We start from the raw sequence: 18,559 nt of genomic DNA on the forward strand, positions 1-18,559 counted from the left end.
ACTCGCGCCTGGTGCGAGGTCGGCCACCCGGTGCGCCGCTGTCGGCCCGCACGACGTGGTCGACCTCGCACGGGACGGGGGAGCGCGCACGGTGCGAGCTCGCGCGGCATGGGGCTGGCGCGGCGGACAACCGCGCGGGCAGGCCGCCAGGATCAACGGCGCCGGATGACCGCCTCGACGAGGGTGGCGACGACCTCGCCCGGGTTCACGTCGTCGAGCGCCGGGGCGTCGAACACGGTGCCGACGTTCGCCGCGATGAGCAGCGTCGTGAAGGTGTCGAGCGGCATCCCCGGGTCGATCTCCGGGTGCGCGCCGAACCACAGCCGCACCAGCCGTGCGACGCCGTCCTGCAGCACCCGGCGTTGACGGACGAACTCGGGCATGGACTCCGGGTGCCGCAGGGCGTACCCGCGGAACTCCGACAGCAGCGCGAACTGGGCGCTCTGGTCGTGTCGGCCGAACGCGGCACGGACGACGTCCCCGATGTCCGCCGCCGGGATGTCGGCGTCGACCAGGTCCTCCAGGGCGCCGAGCACCAGGTTCGTCGCGCGCTGCATGACCTGCGCGACGAGGTCCTCCTTCGAGGAGAAGTTCGAGTAGACCGCGCCCTTGCTGAACCCGGCACGGGCGGCGACGTCGTCGAGCCGGGCCTCGTGCACGCCGTGCTCAGCGATCGCGTCCGCTCCGGCTGCGAGCAACCGCGCACGGACCTCGGCGCGCGGGGTCCTGGTGGTGGAGGGGCCGTCTTCGTCGCTCATCTGGTCCTGGTTCGACGGAGCCCGGAGATCCGGCCGGGCCGATCTGCTGGTGGAACACGTCCATCATGGCGTGAGCGGTGCGCCCTCGGGGACCTCCCGCACCGCGCGTCTGATCGCGCGCGGCGCGGTGGAGCCCCCGTTGGCTGCACACCCCGGACGACGAGTCGGAGGTCGGTACCGCCACGTTCGGGTCGTGCCGGTACTCGACCACGGCTGCGTGGCCGGGGCGAGGTGCGCCGGAGAACTCGATCCCCGGCGGTATCGATGGTACGCCGACGGGGCGGTACGTGACAAGCCTTCAGTGTTCGGGTGTCGGCGTGTCCTCGTCCGTGCGCGCCCGGCCGGTGCCGTTCCGCCGCCCGGGGCGACGCAACAACCGCACGGCGTCCGGTCGCAGTCCGCGTCCCCGACGGAGCAGCGACGCCAGGGTCGACTGCGGCTGCCAGTCACGGCCGTTCGGCAGGCCCCAGCCCCACCGCACAGCCCCCCAGCGCAGCAGCAGCGAGAGCACGACGGCGGCGACGATGCCGATCGTCGGGGACCCCAGCGCGGAGGCGCCGACCATCACGGCGGACGCTGCGACCGCGACCGAGGCGTACAGGGCGTTGCCGCCGAACACCGCCGGCACGCGTCGCAGCAACAGGTCACGTCCGACCCCGCCCCCGACCGCGGTGATCGTCCCCATGATGATCGCGGCGGGCCACTCCAGCCCGGCGTCGAAGGTGCGCTGGACCCCGACCACCGCCCAGAACCCGATGACGGCGGCGTCGAGGAAGGTGAACAGGCGGTCCCAGCCTCGCTCGGAGAACGACACGAGGAACGCGACGAGGGCCCCGGCCACGGCGACCGGCACGTAGAGCGGGTCGGTGAGCGCGACGGGCGGGCCGTTCTGCAGCAGGACGTCGCGGAGCATGCCGCCGCCGAGGCCCGACACGAACCCGACGACGAGGAACCCGAACAGGTCGAAGTCCATCGACCGGGCCACCGCGCCGCCCAGCAGCGCCGACGCGAAGACCCCGGCGAGGTCGAGCACGTTCGTCACCGCGGCGAGGCCGTCGACCGAGAGCAGGTTCATGAGAACCATCAAACCCCACGCCGACGCGCTCGACGGGAGCAGTGAGGTAAGGCTAACCTTGCCTTCGTCATGCTCGCCACACTCGTCATCGGTCTCCGTGAAGGCCTCGAAGCCACGCTCATCGTCGGCATCATCGCCGCGTTCCTGCGCCGCAACCGGGTGCCGCTCGCACCGATGTGGCTCGGGGTCGGCGTCGCCGTGCTCATGAGCATCGGGGTCGGCGTCGGGCTGCAGGCCGTCGAGCAGGCGCTCCCGCAGGCCCAGCAGGAGGGCATGGAGGCGGTCATCGGCATCGTCGCCGTCGTCTTCGTCACCGGGATGATCGTCTGGATGCGCACCCACGCGCGCACGCTGAGCAGCGACCTCGAGGCCAGCGCCACCGCCGCCCTCGGCCGCGGCACCGCGTGGGCCCTCGCCGGCATGGCCTTCCTCGCCGTCCTCAAGGAGGGCTTCGAGACCTCCGTCTTCCTGCTCGCCACCTTCCAGGCGTCGAGCGACACCGGCCTCGCGGCCCTCGGCGCCCTCATCGGCATCGCCGCAGCGGTCGTCGTCGGCTACGGCATCTACACCGGCGGGGTGCGGTTGAACCTCGCGAAGTTCTTCACCGGCACGGGCGTCTTCCTGGTGTTCGTCGCCGGTGGCCTGGTCCTCACGGTCCTCCGTCGTGCGCACGAGGCCGGCTGGGTCGTCATCGGCCAGCAGCGCACCGTCGACCTCAGCTGGCTCGCCCCGAACGGCTCGGTGCAGGGCGCCCTCATCACCGGTGTGCTCGGCATCCCGCCGGACCCGCGCGTCATCGAGGTGCTCGCCTGGTTCTGCTACGTCGTGCCCGTCCTGGCGCTCTCGATCTGGCCGCGCGCCTGGCATCCGGCTCCGCGGCGCGTCCCGGCCGTGCGCATCGGCGTCGCCGCCGTGCTCGCCGTCGCCGCAGCGGCGCTCGCGGTTGCCGTCCCGACCGGTGGCGCCCACCTGCCCTCGACCGTCCCGGTCTCCGGTGACGCCACGTCCGTCTCGGCAGAGGTCCACGGGGCGAGCGCCGTGCTCACCAGCCGAGGCCACGGCCAGGAGGCCCGGGTCGACTTCCCGGCGTCGACCCACCGCACCGTGACCCGCGCTGGTGCGACCGCCGACCGCTGGCGCTCCACCACGAGCGGCGGCACCAGCGGTGAACCGTCGAGCCTGACGCTCGACGACCTGGTCGGCCTGTTCGGCCGCGTGCCCGTCGGCATCTCCCCGTCGACGAACCCGGGGCCGTTCCGGGCCCGCTGGTCCACGTCGCAGTCCGTCACCCTCTGGAGCGCCGGGGGAGGCGTCCTGGACGCGACCAGCTCGGAACGGTCCGTGCTCACGCTGAGCGGTGGGGGCCTCCCGTCCGCTCGCACGACGACGCTCGACCGCAGCGTGTACGCGGTGCCGACGTCCCGCGTCCGCGCGAGCGCCACGGCAGTGACGGCAGCCGACACCCGGTCCGCGGAGCTGGCGCTCTGGGGCGCCTGGCTGCCGATCGCCCTGGGCGTCGCCGCCGCGGCCCAGCTCGCCCTTGCACTCCGCGACCGTCGCCGCCAGGCGACCCCTGTTCCCCACCACCCCGCACCACCCGTCCCCGCCCGCGGCCCGCCCGCCGGGGACCCGACAAGGAGCACCGCCCATGCCGTTCGGTAAGCAGACCGCACGACCCCTGATCACCCTGGGCGCCCTCGGCGCCGTGGCCGCACTCGCCCTCACCGGGTGCGCGTCCACCTCCTCGTCCGCGACGGACGACGCCACCGACTCCGGCAAGGTCGCCCGGGTGTCGATCACCCTGACGAACGACGGCTCGGACGCGTGCGCCGTGTCCACCACGACGGTGCCGGCGGGCCCCGTGACCTTCACGGTCAAGAACGAGTCGTCCACCGCGATCACCGAGGTCGAGCTGCTGCAGGACCAGCGGATCTTCGGCGAGAAGGAGAACCTCGCGCCGGGCCTGGCACCGGTCTCGTTCACGAGCACCCTCGGCGGCGGGAAGTACCAGGTGTACTGCCCCGGCGCCGAGCAGGAGATGACCGACCTCACCGTCACCGGCAAGGTCACCTCGACCAAGGGCAGCAGTGCAGCGTCGCTGCTGGAGGACGGCGCCACCGGCTACTCGAAGTACGTGGACGCGCAGGTCAGCGACATGGTGACCGCGGTGAAGCAGCTGCAGACCGACGTCGACGCCGGTGACCTCGACGCCGCCAAGCGTGACTACGCCGAGGCGCGGCCGTACTACGAGCACGTCGAGAGCGACGTCGACGGCTTCGTGAAGAAGGGCTTCAAGGCCACCGACAACGCCGGCAACCTCGACTACCTCATCGACATGCGGGCGTCGAACCTCGACCCGGCCGTCGGGTGGAGCGGGTTCCACGCCGTCGAGCGCGACCTGTTCGACAGGGGCGCGATCACCGCCTCGACGAAGGACCTGGCCGGCGACCTGACGTCGAACGTCGAGCTCCTCGCGAAGCTCGTGCCGACGCTCGACTACAAGCCCGAGGACCTCGCCAACGGCGCCGCCGGCCTGCTCGAGGAGGTCCAGTCCAACAAGATCACCGGCGAGGAAGAGGCCTACAGCCACATCGACCTCGTCGACCTGGCCGCCAACGTCGAGGGCGCACGACAGGCCTTCGCCTACCTCAAGCCGGGCCTGACGAAGACCGACCCGACGCTGACGAAGCAGATCGCGGCGCAGTTCGACACGACGAACACGATGATGGACGGCTTCCGGAACGCGGACGACCTCGGTGGGTTCGACAGCTGGACCGACGCGACGAAGTCCGAGCACGCCAACGCGATCTCGCAGCGGGTGCAGGCACTGCAGGACCCGCTGTCCCGCCTGGCCGAGAAGGTCGCCACCGCGTGAGCGAGGGCGTCTCCCGGCGGGGACTCATCGGTGTCGGGCTGGCCGCAGCGGGCGCGGGCGTCGGAGCGGCCGCCGGCATCGCGGGCGCCACCGGCGCGACGGGCGTGAACCCGTTCGCGGCGGCGACGAACGGCGACGAGTCCATCGACCTGTCGACGAGCCACCCGTTCTACGCGACGGCGGCACGGCAGCCGCAGGGCGGGATCCGCACGGTCCCGCAGCGGTACTGCGTGTTCATGACCTTCGACCTGTCGACCTCGGTCGCCACGGACCTGCAGGTGCTGCTCGCCCGATGGTCGGCGTCGATCGCGCAACTCCAGGCCGGCGCGACCGTGGGCTCCGTCGAGCCCGCACACGGCAACGGCGTCGGTGCGGACACCGGCGAGGCGCTCGACCTCGGGCCGGCGTCGCTCACCGTGACGGTCGGCCTCGGCCCCGGGGTCTTCGACGAGCGGTTCGGGCTGGCGTCGCAGCGCCCGGCGAAGCTCGCGGACATCCCCTCGCTGCCGAGCGACCGGCTGCAGGACGAGCTGAGCGGGGGCGACCTGTCCCTGCAGGCGTGCGCCGACGACCCGCAGGTGGCGTACCACGCCGTCCGCGACCTGGCCCGCATCGCCCGGGGGACCGCGACCGTGCGGTGGACCGTGATGGGGTTCGGTCGTGCGTCGGCCGGCCCGTCGCAGACGACCCCGCGCAACCTGATGGGCTTCAAGGACGGCACCCGCAACATCACCACCGATGAGGACTACGACCGCTTCGTGTGGCTCGACCGTTCCGCGGGGTGGATGTCGGGCGGGACGTACCAGGTCGTGCGGAAGATCCAGATGAACATCGAGATCTGGGACGCCGACGTGGTCAGCGACCAGCAGCGGGTGTTCGGGCGGACGAAGATCGAGGGCGCGCCCCTGTCCGGTGGCACGGAGCACACGACGCCGGACTTCCACGCGCGGATGGCGGGCGCGTCCGGCGCGACGAAGATCGACGCCACCTCGCACGTGGCACTCGCTGCGCACGAGAACAACGACGGGGTGAAGATCCTCCGGCGCCCGTACAACTACACGGACGGGCTGAACCGGTACGGCCAGCTCGACGCCGGGCTGCTCTTCGCCGCGTACGTCAACGACCCGGACCACTTCACGCGGATCCAGCGACGCCTGGGCGCGGTCGACCGGCTGAACGACTACGTCGCCCACATCGGGTCCGCGGTGTTCGCGGTGCCGCCGGCGCCCCGGAAGGGGTCGTACATCGGCGAGCAGCTGTTCCGCTGAGGTCGTCGCGCTGCCGCGGTGCCGTCCTGCCGGGACCGACTTCTCGCATTGGGCGATGACGGATCCGGTTCGTGGACCGCGGCGATGACGAACCGGATCCGTCACGACCAGGAAGTGGAAGGGTGTCCTCCGTCGTTTCCCTGGAGACGGAGGACACCCGCGCCGCGGAGTCTTGTCGGGCGGAACCACCGTCCGACGTGAGAGGCGACCCGGCGCGGCGCGTCGCTGTGCGACAGGGCTGAGATTACCCGCCGGAGCCTTGAAAACACAGGGGGTGTCCGGCACGCGTCGGGGCGCGAGCGCCGGGGACACCGGGGTCATGCGAACGGGGGTGTCCCGCTGTGCACCGGAGCAGTCCGGGTCAGCGAGACACCCCCGTCCGGGTCAGCGCTGCAGGCGCCGGCGGCGGGCGATCACCATGGCGGTGATGCCGGCGAGGAGCAGCAGCCCAGCGGCAGCCGCGGGCGCCAGGAGCTCGGCGCCGGTGTACGCCAGCGAGCCGTCGGCTGCGGTCGGGGCGCCCTGGGCACCCGGGCCGGCGCCGTCCTCGACCACGGGGTCGACGCCCGGAGCACCCGGAGCACCCGGGTCGGCCGGGGTGCCCGGAGCGCCGGGGTCGGTCCCCGGGTCCGTCGGGTCCGTCCCCGGGCCGCCCGGGGTCCCCGGGTCGGTCGGGTCGGTCGGGTCGACGGCCACGGCGAGCGGGATCGTGACCGGCAGGGCGATGCGGGTCGCGCCGACGGTCACCACGAGGGGCTCGTCGGTCGTGTCGGCAGCCGCACGGGCCGCCGGCGCGACGGCCGTCGGCACGTCGAACGCCAGCGTCGCACGACCCTGCTCGTCGGTGGTGTCGACGACCGCCGGGTCGATGTCCGCCGTGGCGAGCACCTGGTCGCCGGCACTGACCTGCACCGAGGTGGGCTGGTCGGCCGCGTTGCTGAACAGCAGCGAGGAGAGCGCCAGGGACACGCGGTCTCCGGGCTGGAAGCCACCGGCCGGGGTCGGCGTGAGCGTGGCACCGACCGAACGCTGGTCGTCGGCCACGGTCACGTCGCGGTTCGTCTCGAAGTACTCGACCTGCGCCTCGAGGTCGACCGTGCCGCTGTCCTGCTTGGCGGCGGCACCCGCGAAGGCGGTGAAGTTGTCGCCACCCGATGCCAGGAACGAGTTCACCGTGACCTTGTACGTCGTCGCGGGGTCGATCGCGGCACCGTCGAGCGTCATCGAGGTGATGCGGGAGCCCGTCGCGGCTGCGGGGTCGTAGGTGTACGCGAAGCCGTCGGAGACGCCGAGCTTCAGGAACGGACGACCGGTGGCCGACGGGGGCTGCCACTGCTGCTCGAGCGCCTGCTCGACCTGCGCGCCGGTCAGGTCGAGCACGACGAGGGTGTTCGCGAACGGCTGGACGAGGGCGGCCTCCTTGTAGGTGACGGTGCCACCGAGGAGGTCGGCGCGGAGCCCACCGGGGTTCATGAACGCGATCTGGGACCCCTGGCGGTCCGCGGTGGCGGTGCGCTGGACCTCGGCGACGAAGTTGCCGAGCGTGGACTCGCCGCCACGGTTCTCGCTGCCGTCGGTCTGCACCGCGCGGCGCATGTCGACGTCGGTGGTGCCGAGCTCCACGGCGCCGAGGACGTCGGCCTCGGCCACCGCGGCGGCGACCGTCGCGGCCACGCCGGCGTCGGGGGCGAAGGTGCCGTCGACCAGGCGGATGTCCTCGCCGGTCGCGGTGACGCTGCCGTCGGCGGCGACGGTGAGCTGGAGGTGCCCGAGGTTGAAGCCGTACGACCCGGTCTGGATCACCGGGCGGGGGACCGTGCCGCCGTCCGGCACGACGTCGTGCACGTAGGTCTGGTGCGTGTGCCCGGAGAGGATGGCGGACACGTCGGGGGTCACGCCGTGCACGGCCCGCGCGAAGGCGCTGTCGCCGTCGAGGTCGCTCGCGGCGGCGGTCTCTGCACCGTCGTGGACGATGAGGACCAGGACGTCGGCCTCGCCGTTGGCCGCGTCGCCGTCGAGCAGGTCGGTCGCGACGGCGTTCACCGAGTCGGTGATGTCGGCCATCTCGAGCGACGCGATGCCGTCGGGGCTGACGAGTCCGGTGAGGTCGACGGTCGCGCCGATGAAGCCGACGCGCTTGCCGCTGATCTCCTGGATCGAGTACGGGTCGAACGCGGGCTCGCCCGTCGCCCGGTCGAGGATGTTCGCGGAGACGTAGTCCCACTGCGCGTTGCGGGCGTCGTCCGGCCCGATCACGCGGTCCTGCAGGTCGGCGCGGCCCTTGTCGAGCTCGTGGTTGCCGATCGCGCTCACCGAGAGGTCCATCGCGTTGAGGACGTCGATCGTGGGCTGGTCCTGCTGGATGAAGGACTCGAACGTGGAGGCGCCGATGTTGTCGCCGGCGCTCACGAACGCGGAGGTGGAGGGGTCGTCGCCCCGGAGCTGGTCGAGGGCGCCGGCGAGCACCGCGGCACCGGCGGCGTCGCCGGAGCGGGGCGGCGTGCTCAGGGACTGGGCGATGCGGCCGTGGAAGTCGTTCACGTCGTAGACGTCGATCGTCGTGTCGCCCTCGGCGGCGGAGGCCACCGACGGGACGGACAGGGCGACGAGGACACCGGCCGTGACGAGTGCTGCGCCCGAACGGGCAGCGCGCTTGCGGAGGGAGGAGTGTGCGTTCATCGCCGTCGAACCTACGAGGACGTACAGCCGACGCGCCAGGGGGTCCTCGCGACCGTCACACGGTGTTCACACAGCGGCCGGCAGCGCCACCCCCGACGGCGTCAGTCCCGCCCGAGCGCTCCCTTCACCCGCTCCGTGACCTCGGCCGCCATCGCCTTCGCCGAGTCCTTGACCACGCCGAGCTCCACCGGGTCGCCCTTCAGCAGGCTCTTCGCCGTGTTGATCGCGTACTCCTTGGTGATGTGGGGCGGCAGCGGCGGCACGTTCCGGCTGACGTACGCGTCGATGAGGGTCACGCCCTGGTGCGCGAAGGCGCGCTCGACGGCGGCGTCCACCTCGGAGTCCTCGTGCACCGCGATGCCCTGGAAGCCGAGCAGCGTGGCGTACCCGGCGTAGTCCATCGTCTCGACGTCCTGCGACCCGGGCCACATCGGGTTGCCGTCCTCGGTGCGCATCTCCCACGAGACCTGCCCGAGGTCGTCGTTGTGCATGACCACGACGACGAGCTGCTGGTTCGGCCAGGCTGCCATGTACTTCTTCACGGTGATGAGCTCGTTCATGCCGAGCATCTGGAACGCGCCGTCGCCGATCGTGCAGACGGCGGGACGGTCGGGGAACGCGAACTTCGCGGCGACGGCGTACGGCATCGCCGCGAGCATCGTCGCCAGGCGTCCGGACATGTCGCCGCGCATGCCCTTCCGCAGCCGGATGTGGTGGCCGTACCAGTCCGCCGTGGTGCCGGCGTCCGCGGTGACGGTCACGCCCTCGGGCAGTCGGTCGTTCACCGCCTGGATGACCCGGCGCGGGTTCACGCCGTCGGAGTACTCGACCTCGGCCTGCGCCCGCATCTCGGACTCCCACTCGCGCATCTCCGACGCGACGGTGTCCTGGAACGCGGTGTCGTCCGTCTGCTCGAGCAGCGGCAGCACCGCGTCGAGCGTCGACCCGACGTCGCCCCACAGGTTCAGCTCGGTCGGGTAGCGCAGGCCGAGCTGCTCCGGCTTGATGTCGACCTGGATGCCGCGCGCCTGCCCGCTCTTCGGCATGTACTCGCCGTAGGGGTAGTTCGTCCCGAGCAGCACGAGCGTGTCGCAGTCGCGGATCTGGTGGAGCGACGGCAGCGACCCGAGCAGGCCGAGCTGCTGCGAGTGGTACGGCACGTCGGACGGGATCACGTCCTTGCCGCGGAGCGCCGTGATGATGCCGGCGCCGACCTTCTCGGCGGCGGCGAGCACCTGGTCCGTGGCACCGCGGGCACCGGCACCGACCAGGAACGTCACCTTCGACCCGGCGTTGATGATGTCCGCCATCTTCTGGATCTCGTCGGCGGGCGGCGTGATCCGCGTGGAGGCCGGCACGTCACTCGACCGCGACGCCCAGTGCTCGAGCGGCGGGGCGTCGTACGACATCGCCTGCACGTCGTGGGGCAGGATCACCACGGCCGGTTGCTTCCGGAGCGACGCGGTGCGGAACGCGGTGTCGAGGACGACCCCGACGGCCTCCGGGGTGGCGACGGTCTGCACGTAGCAGGCGACGTCGGCGAAGACCCGCTCCAGGTTCGATTCCTGCTGCGTGAACGACCCGATCGACGCGAGCCCCTGCTGGCCGACGATCGCCACGACGGGCTGGTTGTCCATCTGCGCGTCGTAGAGCCCGTTCAGCAGGTGGAAGGCGCCCGGGCTCGACGTCGCGACACAGACCCCGACCTCGCCGGTGAACTTGGCGTGCGCGGTCGCCATCAGCGCGGCGATCTCCTCGTGCGTGGGCCGGACGTACTCCAGCCCCTCGCCCTTCCCGGCGGCCTTGCCCAGGGCGCCGTCGAAGGCGCCGATCCCGTCGCCCGGGTACCCGAAGACGCGCGAGACGCCCCACGTCTTGATGCGGTCGATGACGAAGTCGCTGACGGTCTGTCCCATGCACCCAGCGTGCGCGGGAGCGCGCGGACCGGCTCCCAGGGATCGCAGTCCTCCGGCAGATCCGAGCCTCCAGTCAGTCGTCTTCCGCGATCAGCGGACGGAGGGTGCGGTGCGCGATGCGCAGGCCCTCGAGGACCTTCTCGTCCGTGCCGCCCCAGAGCGGGTCCTCGTGCTCGACCGAGAGGGTGCCGGTGAAGCCGGCCTCGTACAGTCGGTCCACCACGTGCGGCCAGTCGACGACCCCGCGACCCGGCACGCGGAACCGCCACCAGCCCATGTCCCAGGGGTCGTCGCCCTTGTCCACCTTGCCGAAGAAGCCGTACGCGTTCCGTCGCTCGGGGAAGAGCTCGAGGTCCTTCGCCTGCGCGTGCACGATGTGCTCGGCGAACGGCAGGATCGTCTCGACGGGGTCGATGCCGATCCACGTCAGGTGGGACGGGTCCCAGTTCAGACCGAAGCCGAGCCCCGTCACCCAGCCCCAGAGCTCGGGGGAGTAGGCGATGTTGCCGGGGTAGCCGTCGGGGTGCCAGCCCTCCATCACGCAGTTCTCGATGATGAGCTGCACGCCGCGCTCGCCGGCGTAGTCCACGAGCTCCGGCAGGACGCGGTCGCCCTCGGCCATGTTCTCGCGCACCGACTTCGTCATGTCGCGGCCGATGAACGTGCCGACGTACGGCACACCGAGCGTCTGCGCCGCGTCGACGGCGTGCTTGAGGTGCGTGCGGATCTCGTCGCGACGGGCGGGGTCCTGGTGCAGGTTGTTCTCGTAGTAGGCGAGGGCGCTGATCTCGAGCCCGGTGCGGTCGAGCAGCTCCCGGGTCGCGGCCGCGTCCTCGTCGGTGAGGGTCGCGACGGGCAGGTGTGCCGCCTCGAAGTCCCGGCCGCCGGTGCCGGGCCAGACCGCGACCTCGAGGCGTTCGTAGCCCTGTCCCTGGGCGAAGTCCGCGATCCGGTCGAGCGACCAGCCGGGCAGGCACGCGGTCAGCATCCCGAGCTTCATGCGATCTCCTTCCAGGTGTCGTCGCCGGCGCTGGCGACGACGGCGTCGATGATCTGCGCGGACCGTGCCCCGTCGGCGAACGTCGGCAGCCCGTCGGGGGCCACGCCGGTGCGGACCGCGGTGTACGTGTCGGCGACGAACGCGGCGAAGGCGTCCAGGTAGCCCTGCGGGTGTCCGGACGGCACGACCGCCAGACGGCGCTGGTCGACGGACCCCTGCGACGGGTCGCGGACCAGGATCTGCGCACCGCGCTCGTTGCCGAACCAGGCGGACTCGGGGGCCTCCTGGTCGAACGCCGCCGAGCCGCGGGTGCCGTCCACCTCGAACCACAGCCGGTTCTTCCGGCCCGCGGACACCTGCGAGATCACGACGTTGCCGATGCGACCGGTCCCGGTGCGGAAGGTGGCGACGGCGGTGTCCTCGGTCGTGACCTCGGCGCGGGTGCTGGCGTCGGCGATCGGGTCCGGGGCGGGGGAGCCGGAGAAGGACGGCCCCGACGCGGCCGGTCGGGTCGGGAAGACGATGTCGGTGACGGCGCTGACGGACGCGAAGCGCTCGCCGGTGACGAACTCGACCAGGTCGCACCAGTGCGACCCGATGTCGGCGAACGCCCGCGACATCCCGCCGGCGCCGGCGTCGACCCGCCACGAGGACGAGTCCTCGTCGAGCATCCAGTCCTGCAGGTAGTGGCCGTGCACCGCGAGCACGCGGCCGAGGTCACCGTCGGCGATCTTCGCCCGGACCTCACGCACCATCGGGTGGAAGCGGTAGACGAACGGCACCGTCGCGACGACCCCGGCCGTGCGCGCAGCGTGTTCGAGTTCGAGGGCCTGCTCGCTCGACACCGCGAGGGGCTTCTCACACACGACGTTGATGCCGGCGCGGATGACCGCGAGCGCCTGGGGGTGGTGCTGGTCGTTCGGCGTGCACACGTGCACGACGTCGGGCCGGTCCGCGATCACGTCGTCGAGGGACGCGTAGCCGGTCGGGACGTCGAGCTGCGCCGCGACCTGCACGGACCGCTCCGGGTTCCGGCCGAGGACCCCGAGCACCTCGGCCCCGGCGGCCCTGGCGGCGCGCACGTGCACCGCGGCGATCATCCCGGTGCCCACGACGACCACGCGCAGGCGTCGTCCGGTCTCGTCATTCGTCATGGGGCTCCCTCGCGCCGTCGCGCCCACAGTATTGGAACCAGCCGACCACGCACCGGAACCGGTGGGTACGGTCTGGGGCATGGCGAGCCTCCAGACCACACTGCTCATCCTCGGCGCGAGCGGGGACCTGTCCAAGCGACTGCTGCTGCCGGGCCTCGCGACCCTGCTGGAGGTCAAGGAGGACTGGGACATCCAGCTCGTCGGGGCCGGCGTGGAGGACATCGCGGACGCCGACTGGAAGCGACTCGTCCACGACGCGTTCGAAGACGCACAGGCGTCGAAGAACGAGGAGGACGAGGGCGCATCCGGCACCGCGACCCTTTCGAAGCGGCTGCAGGACGTCGTCGACGCCTCGAGCTACCGCAAGGCCGACGTCACCAGCGCCGACGACCTGAAGGCCCTGCTCGCGGACTGCCACCACGACCCGGCCGTCTACTTCGCACTGCCGCCGGCCGTCACCGAGAAGAGCTGCGCCGTCCTCAAGGACCTCGACCTGCCGGCCGGCACCCGCCTGGCGCTCGAGAAGCCCTTCGGCACCGACGCCGAGAGCGCCGAGCACCTCAACGACCTGCTGCACTCGTTCCTGCCCGAGTCCCGCATCCACCGCGTCGACCACTTCCTCGGCCGGTCAACCGTGCTGAACCTGCTCGGCCTGCGCTTCGCGAACCGCATCATCGAGCCGCTGCTGTCGTCCGTGCACGTCGAGCGCGTCGACATCGTCTACGACGAGACCCTCGGGCTCGAAGGCCGTGCGCGCTACTACGACAAGGCCGGCGCCCTGGTCGACATGATCCAGAGCCACCTGCTGCAGGTCATGGCCGTCGTGGCGATGGAGGCCCCCGCCTCGATCGACGCCGACGACCTCCGCACGCAGAAGGAACTCGTGCTCCGCGCCGTGCGGCCCTGGGGCGGCGACCCGCTCACCGCCGGGCGCCGGGCGCGGTACACGGCGGGGACCGTGGGCGACCGGCAGCTGCCGTCCTACGTCGACGAGGACGGCGTCGACCCGTCGATCGGCACCGAGACCCTCGCGCAGATCCAGCTCGAGATCGCGAACTGGCGCTGGGCCGGCGTGCCCTTCACCCTGCGGTCCGGCAAGGCCCTCGGTGCCCAGCGCCGTGAGATCGTCATCACGTTCAAGGACTCCCCGCACGTGCCCGACGGGCTGACCGGGGTGCAGCGACCCGATCGGCTCCGCATCTGGATCGCCCCGGACAAGATGGACCTCGAGCTCAACGTCAACGGCCCCGGCGACCCGTACACGATCGACCACACCGTGCTCGAAACGACGTTCAACCCCGGCCGGCTCAGCGCCTACGGCGAGGTCCTCGCCGGCGTGCTCGAGGGCGACGCGACGCTCTCCGTCCGCGGGGACAGCGCGGTGCAGGGCTGGAAGGTCGTCGAGCCCTTCGTCACGGCGTGGAAGGCCGGCACGACGCCGCTGGACGACTACGCCGCCGGGTCCGAGGGTCCCGAGGGCTGGGACAACATCGACTGCTGAGGGCTCGGGCGGTGGAGGCCGCCCGCGCTCGGCTGGTGCCGTGGGCGCTCCTCCGCTCGGCTGGCACCGTGGCGGCGGCGCGTAGCGTCCGTGGCATGACCACGACCGACGACGTCCTCGCCACCGTTCCCGAACCCGCCGGAGCCGACATCCGTGTCGAGCCCGTCCGCTACGACCACGAGGGGACGACCCTCGCCAGCGTCCTCGCGAAGGACCACGCCGTGTCCGGCCCCCGCCCGGCCGTGCTCGTCATCCACGACTGGCACGGGGTGAACCAGCACGTCGAGGCCCGCGTCACGATGCTCGCGCGCCTGGGCTACGTGGCCTTCGGCGCCGACGTCTACGGCGAGGGCGTCCGCCCCGGCGACGACACCGCTGCCGAGGTCGCCGGGTCGTTCTACCAGGACCTGCCGCTCATGCGGGCGCGGGTGCAGGCGGGCCTCGACCGGCTCCGCGAGGACCCCGACGTCGACCACTCCCGGATCGTCGTGATGGGCTACTGCTTCGGTGGTTCCGCGGCGCTCGAGCTCGCCCGCACCGGTGCCGACCTGGCCGGTGCGGTGTCGTTCCACGGCGGCCTGATCGCGCACGACCCCTCCGACGCGGCCCAGATCCGCACGAAGCTGCTCGTGCTCACCGGTGCAGCCGACCCCGTCGTCCCGGACGAGACCGTCCACGCGTGGCAGGACGAGATGCGCGGGGCGCCCGAGGTCGACTGGCAGGTCCTCACGTACGCCGGAGCGATGCACGCCTTCGCCGTCCCCGGGACCGACGCTCCGGACCACGGTGCGCAGTACCAGGAGCGCGCCGACCGCCGCTCGTGGCAGGCGCTCCAGGTGTTCCTGGCCGAGGTGTTCGGCGAGGAGCTCGCCACCGTCTGACCGGTCTCCGAGCCGGGCGACACGCCGACCTCGGCGTCGAGCCCGGCTCGATTGGCGTGGGGGCCGCACCTGTTGTAGAGTCTTCCACGGCCGCTTCGGCAGCCATGCGCTCGTAGCTCAATGGATAGAGCATCTGACTACGGATCAGAAGGTTGGGGGTTCGAGTCCCTTCGAGCGCACGGGGCTGGTACGTCCAGCAAGAACACCGAACAGCATTCCGCCCCGGCGCCTTTGGCCCGGGGCGTTTTGCGTTGAAGCACACGCCTAGTGATCACTGCCGGAACGGCGAAGGTCTGGGTGGCCCTGGATGCTACGGACACCACGTCTGGCTTAAGCGCGGGTTTGTCTCACGAAGGTGGCCGGAAATTGCGCGATCCCGCCGACTACTAGGTGAGATCTGTTCACGATGTCTGCTGATCCCTAGGCTGCTCAGGCCCACAGCATTCACAGGAAGACACCCCCATGCGCAATCTCCTGCCCGTCCTCGCCGCCGCGAGCATCCTGCTAACCGTCGCCGGCTGTTCCACGAACTTGCCCGCAAAGGCGGTCGACAAGACCTCGACAAGCGCTGAAACGACGAAACCGTCTCCAACGCCCACCGCAGATCCGGAGAACCCGAAGGTCTTCAAGTTCGGCGAGACTGGCACCTACGACGACGGTGTCACGCTTGCTATCAGCGCCCCGGAGAACTTCACCCCCGGCGAGTACGCGGCCGGTGCTGACCAGGCCACGAATCTGAAGTTCAACGTGACCGTGCACAACGGCAGTACGAAGACGATTCAGAGCCCGGTGTACTACGCCCAGTTGACATCGGGAGGAAAGGCTGCTTCGTCGATCTTCGACAGCGATGGCGGGATCAACACCGCCCCGGGGACGCCATTGCTTCCGAACCAGGACGTTTCGTTCCCGATCGCGTTCAGCGTCGCAGACCCAGCTGACCTGACCATGCAGTTCGCTGTCGACTACGACTTGCATTCGTCGGCGACATTCTCGACAACTTCTGGCTGAAGCCGGAAGGAAGAGAAGGCCCCACCACGTTCCAGAGGCGGAAGGCGGTGGGGGCTCTCAATGGCACTTCGTGGTCCGATTCAGGTCAGTCTTCGGACGTCGATACGGCGAGGAGATCTGTTCCGGCATCATCGAGGCCCCGTCGCACCGAATGGCCGGTCCGTAGTCGGACCCGAGGAACCGAACAGACGAAGGGCCCCGGCATCGCCGGGGCCCTTCGTCGTTCCGCTGGTCGTCGGACCGGCTCAGGCCTGGTCGTTCTCCGGCGCGGCAGGCTCGCCGCCGGAGTCCACGTCGCTGTCCTGGTGCGGGTCCTCGGTCGCGTTGCCGGTGCTCGATCCGTCGCCGAGGTCGGCGGTGCGCTGACGCTCCTCGTCGCTGACGTCGGTCGAGCCGTCGGGTGCTGACTGTCCTGTGGTGTCGTCGCTCATGGCCCGGACGCTACGCGCACCCGCACGGAGGGGTCGCAGCTACTGGGAGACGTCGCGGTCGAGGCGGTCGAGCAGGGCCTCGAGCGAGACCTCGAACTCCTCGTCGCTGCGGTCCTCGCTGAGCAGGGTGCGGAGTCGCCGGACCTCGGGGGCGACGTCGAGGGACATGCTGCCGTCGCCCTGGGGGACGTCGGCGCCGCCCTCGTCGAGGGGTTCCTCGGCCGGCCCGGCCTCGGCGCCGCGGACCACGGACTGCAGCAGGAGCTGGCCGAGCAGGAAGCTGCTGAACGCGCGGTAGGCGTTGACCGCCTGGGGGTCCGAGAACCCGGCCTCGGTCAGCGCAGTGAGGAAGGTGTTGACGACCTCGACGCTCCGGAGTGGCGGACGGAGCCACGGGGCGGCGGGGTGGCGGGTCGCCACGAGCGGGAAGGCCTTCGGGTGATCGGTGGCGATGCGGCGGACCTCGTGGGCGACGGTCTGCAGGAACGCCTGCCAGTGGTCGCCCTCGGCCTCGTCGAGCTGCGCGGTGAGCTCGCTCATGAGCGAGGCGACGACGCCCTCGAGCAGGTCCTCCTTGCCGTGCACGTACCGGTAGAGCGACATGGCCTCGACGCCGAGCTCCTGCGCGAGGGACCGCATCGACAGTCCCGAGGGACCGGACTCGTCGATCTGGCTCAGCGCCGCCGCGATGATGAGCTCGCGGCTGAGTCGGGGACCGGTGGCTCCGGCCCGGTTCGCCTTCGTGCGTTCCGCCACGGGAGTTCCTCACAGATCTGCCGTCCACCGGCCGCGATGCGCGTTCCGGAAGTCCGCCGGGCGCAGTCCTTCACGATAGCCCGACTTACGTTGTAAGCTCCGAACCGGCTTACACCGTAAGTCAACCGAGGCGGCACCTGTGCCGGCACGCGGGACCCGTCCGTGTTCTCTGCCCCACAGCGCCATCGAGCTCCACCCGAGCAACCGCCTCGTCTCTCCTCACACCGAACCCGGTCGACCACGCCGGGGAAAAGGAGCACCACCATGATCGACAGCAGCACCGTCAACCAGCTCGTCGGCGCCGACGTGTACGGCAGCGACGACGCCAAGATCGGCACCGTCGGACAGGTCTACGTCGACAACGACACCCAGGCCCCGACCTGGGTCACCATCCGCACCGGCCTGTTCGGCACCTCGGAGTCCTTCGCGCCGCTCGACGACGCGACCTTCGACGGCAGCGCCGTGCACGTCACGCACGACAAGGCCTTCGTCAAGGACGCGCCCCGCGTCGACGCCGACGGGGAGCTCGACCCGTCCGAGGAGCAGGCGCTGTACTCGTACTACGGCAACGGCGACGTCGCCACCCACGGCGCCCCGACCGAGTCCCCGCTCTACGACCAGGACGCCGACCGCGGCGTGGACGCCGAGCGCGTGGGCGACCACGGCACGGACGCCCACGGCACGAACGAGCACGGCACCCAGGGCCACGACACGTCCGGCCCGACCACCGACGACGCGATGACCCGCTCCGAGGAGCGTCTCCACGTCGGCACCGAGCGCGTCGAGGCCGGCCGCGCACGCCTGCGGAAGCACATCGTCACCGAGAACGTCACCACGAACGTCCCGGTCAGCCACGAGGAGGTCACGCTCTCCCGCGAGCCGATCACCGACGCCAACGCGGCCGACGCCCTCGCCGGTCCGGACCTCAGCGAGGAGGAGCACGAGGTCGTCCTCACCGAGGAGCGCGTCGTGACCGCGAAGGAGACCGTCCCCGTCGAGCGCGTCAGCCTCGGCACCGAGACCGTCACCGAGCAGCAGACGGTGAACGAGGACGTCGCGCACGAGGAGATCGAGCTCGTCGAGCCCGGCACCGACGGCACGACGACGACCGACACCTCGGCCGTCGACCGTGACGCCCGCTCCTAGGCACTGACCGCGGGCGACCGGCCCGCACCCTCCGGCCGGTCGCCCGCCTCCCTGCACGCTGCACCACCCGTTCGCTGCACCCGCACGCGACGCCCCGCGCCATGCGCCCTG

Annotated in this window: 15 protein-coding genes and 1 tRNA gene; 8 read left to right on the forward strand and 8 right to left on the reverse strand. The window is 71.4% G+C overall.

The window, feature by feature from the left end; genetic code table 11:
- Positions 1-152: 152 nt before the first annotated feature.
- The gene (locus ITJ68_RS13035; RefSeq protein WP_194661683.1) at positions 153-758 is read right to left on the reverse strand and encodes a TetR/AcrR family transcriptional regulator; all 606 of its coding nucleotides are present in this window, start codon (positions 756-758) and stop codon (positions 153-155) included.
- 298 nt (positions 759-1,056) lie between these two features.
- A complete protein-coding gene (locus ITJ68_RS13040; RefSeq protein WP_194661684.1) occupies positions 1,057-1,833 on the reverse strand; it encodes a trimeric intracellular cation channel family protein in 777 nt (258 codons plus the stop codon).
- 69 nt (positions 1,834-1,902) lie between these two features.
- Between ITJ68_RS13040 and efeU the strand changes: the two genes are divergently transcribed.
- The 3 genes from efeU to ITJ68_RS13055 are packed head-to-tail and all read left to right on the forward strand — an operon-like array spanning position 1,903 to position 5,976.
- A complete protein-coding gene (gene efeU / locus ITJ68_RS13045; protein ID WP_194661685.1) occupies positions 1,903-3,495 on the forward strand; it encodes an iron uptake transporter permease EfeU in 1,593 nt (530 codons plus the stop codon).
- Positions 3,482-4,708, forward strand: a complete 1,227-nt coding sequence (efeO, locus tag ITJ68_RS13050) for an iron uptake system protein EfeO (RefSeq protein ID WP_194661686.1) — start codon at positions 3,482-3,484, stop codon at positions 4,706-4,708. The genes efeU and efeO overlap by 14 nt, the downstream gene beginning before the upstream one ends.
- Entirely contained in the window at positions 4,705-5,976 is a 1,272-nt protein-coding gene (locus ITJ68_RS13055; RefSeq protein WP_194661687.1) for a Dyp-type peroxidase, read from the forward strand. Before efeO ends, ITJ68_RS13055 begins: the two co-directional genes overlap by 4 nt.
- 384 nt (positions 5,977-6,360) lie before the next feature.
- Here the strand turns inward: ITJ68_RS13055 and ITJ68_RS13060 are convergent, their stop codons facing one another.
- The 4 genes from ITJ68_RS13060 to ITJ68_RS13075 all read right to left on the reverse strand — a co-directional run bounded on the left by ITJ68_RS13060 (position 6,361) and on the right by ITJ68_RS13075 (position 12,725).
- The gene (locus tag ITJ68_RS13060; RefSeq protein WP_194661688.1) at positions 6,361-8,655 is read right to left on the reverse strand and encodes a bifunctional metallophosphatase/5'-nucleotidase; all 2,295 of its coding nucleotides are present in this window, start codon (positions 8,653-8,655) and stop codon (positions 6,361-6,363) included.
- 101 nt (positions 8,656-8,756) lie between these two features.
- On the reverse strand, positions 8,757-10,571 hold the full coding sequence (locus ITJ68_RS13065) for a thiamine pyrophosphate-requiring protein (RefSeq protein WP_194661689.1): 1,815 nt from the start codon (positions 10,569-10,571) through the stop codon (positions 8,757-8,759).
- Between the two features lie 73 nt (positions 10,572-10,644).
- The gene (locus ITJ68_RS13070) at positions 10,645-11,571 is read right to left on the reverse strand and encodes a sugar phosphate isomerase/epimerase family protein (RefSeq protein WP_194661690.1); all 927 of its coding nucleotides are present in this window, start codon (positions 11,569-11,571) and stop codon (positions 10,645-10,647) included.
- Positions 11,568-12,725 carry a Gfo/Idh/MocA family protein gene (locus ITJ68_RS13075; RefSeq protein ID WP_194661691.1) on the reverse strand — a complete coding sequence of 386 codons (1,158 nt, stop codon included), beginning with the start codon at positions 12,723-12,725 and terminating at the stop codon, positions 11,568-11,570. Before ITJ68_RS13075 ends, ITJ68_RS13070 begins: the two co-directional genes overlap by 4 nt.
- Positions 12,726-12,804: 79 nt before the next feature.
- Here ITJ68_RS13075 and ITJ68_RS13080 point away from each other — a divergent pair, with 79 nt between their 5' ends.
- The 4 genes from ITJ68_RS13080 to ITJ68_RS13095 all read left to right on the forward strand — a co-directional run bounded on the left by ITJ68_RS13080 (position 12,805) and on the right by ITJ68_RS13095 (position 16,115).
- Positions 12,805-14,226: a glucose-6-phosphate dehydrogenase gene (locus tag ITJ68_RS13080; protein WP_194661692.1), complete on the forward strand. Its 1,422-nt coding sequence runs from the start codon at positions 12,805-12,807 to the stop codon at positions 14,224-14,226.
- 95 nt (positions 14,227-14,321) lie between these two features.
- Positions 14,322-15,107 carry a dienelactone hydrolase family protein gene (locus ITJ68_RS13085; RefSeq protein ID WP_194661693.1) on the forward strand — a complete coding sequence of 262 codons (786 nt, stop codon included), beginning with the start codon at positions 14,322-14,324 and terminating at the stop codon, positions 15,105-15,107.
- A 106-nt stretch (positions 15,108-15,213) separates the two neighbouring features.
- Positions 15,214-15,286: transfer RNA gene (locus ITJ68_RS13090), tRNA-Arg, on the forward strand.
- 283 nt (positions 15,287-15,569) lie between these two features.
- Positions 15,570-16,115: a hypothetical protein gene (locus tag ITJ68_RS13095; RefSeq protein ID WP_194661694.1), complete on the forward strand. Its 546-nt coding sequence runs from the start codon at positions 15,570-15,572 to the stop codon at positions 16,113-16,115.
- Between the two features lie 245 nt (positions 16,116-16,360).
- On the opposite strand, the gene ITJ68_RS13100 is transcribed toward ITJ68_RS13095, so the two are convergent.
- Both ITJ68_RS13100 and ITJ68_RS13105 read right to left on the reverse strand, forming a co-directional pair.
- Positions 16,361-16,546 carry a hypothetical protein gene (locus ITJ68_RS13100; protein ID WP_194661695.1) on the reverse strand — a complete coding sequence of 62 codons (186 nt, stop codon included), beginning with the start codon at positions 16,544-16,546 and terminating at the stop codon, positions 16,361-16,363.
- A gap of 39 nt (positions 16,547-16,585) precedes the next feature.
- On the reverse strand, positions 16,586-17,302 hold the full coding sequence (locus ITJ68_RS13105) for a TetR/AcrR family transcriptional regulator C-terminal domain-containing protein (protein ID WP_194661696.1): 717 nt from the start codon (positions 17,300-17,302) through the stop codon (positions 16,586-16,588).
- Positions 17,303-17,566: 264 nt separating this feature from the next.
- Between ITJ68_RS13105 and ITJ68_RS13110 the strand changes: the two genes are divergently transcribed.
- Positions 17,567-18,448 carry a PRC and DUF2382 domain-containing protein gene (locus ITJ68_RS13110; RefSeq protein ID WP_194661697.1) on the forward strand — a complete coding sequence of 294 codons (882 nt, stop codon included), beginning with the start codon at positions 17,567-17,569 and terminating at the stop codon, positions 18,446-18,448.
- The last annotated feature ends 111 nt before the right edge of the window (positions 18,449-18,559 follow it).

This window comes from Curtobacterium sp. VKM Ac-1395, from assembly GCF_015350975.1.
In the GTDB taxonomy this organism is placed as follows: Bacteria; Actinomycetota; Actinomycetes; order Actinomycetales; family Microbacteriaceae; genus Curtobacterium.

Coding starts and splice junctions, on each gene's coding strand:
- ITJ68_RS13100 (WP_194661695.1), bottom strand. CDS start 16,546: ATGAGCGACGACACCACAGGACAGTCAGCACCCGACGGCTCGACCGAC.
- ITJ68_RS13040 (WP_194661684.1), bottom strand. CDS start 1,833: ATGAACCTGCTCTCGGTCGACGGCCTCGCCGCGGTGACGAACGTGCTC.
- ITJ68_RS13035 (WP_194661683.1), bottom strand. CDS start 758: ATGAGCGACGAAGACGGCCCCTCCACCACCAGGACCCCGCGCGCCGAG.
- ITJ68_RS13095 (WP_194661694.1), top strand. CDS start 15,570: ATGCGCAATCTCCTGCCCGTCCTCGCCGCCGCGAGCATCCTGCTAACC.
- ITJ68_RS13070 (WP_194661690.1), bottom strand. CDS start 11,571: ATGAAGCTCGGGATGCTGACCGCGTGCCTGCCCGGCTGGTCGCTCGAC.
- ITJ68_RS13075 (WP_194661691.1), bottom strand. CDS start 12,725: ATGACGAATGACGAGACCGGACGACGCCTGCGCGTGGTCGTCGTGGGC.
- ITJ68_RS13110 (WP_194661697.1), top strand. CDS start 17,567: ATGATCGACAGCAGCACCGTCAACCAGCTCGTCGGCGCCGACGTGTAC.
- efeO (WP_194661686.1), top strand. CDS start 3,482: ATGCCGTTCGGTAAGCAGACCGCACGACCCCTGATCACCCTGGGCGCC.
- ITJ68_RS13065 (WP_194661689.1), bottom strand. CDS start 10,571: ATGGGACAGACCGTCAGCGACTTCGTCATCGACCGCATCAAGACGTGG.
- efeU (WP_194661685.1), top strand. CDS start 1,903: ATGCTCGCCACACTCGTCATCGGTCTCCGTGAAGGCCTCGAAGCCACG.
- ITJ68_RS13085 (WP_194661693.1), top strand. CDS start 14,322: ATGACCACGACCGACGACGTCCTCGCCACCGTTCCCGAACCCGCCGGA.
- ITJ68_RS13080 (WP_194661692.1), top strand. CDS start 12,805: ATGGCGAGCCTCCAGACCACACTGCTCATCCTCGGCGCGAGCGGGGAC.
- ITJ68_RS13060 (WP_194661688.1), bottom strand. CDS start 8,655: ATGAACGCACACTCCTCCCTCCGCAAGCGCGCTGCCCGTTCGGGCGCA.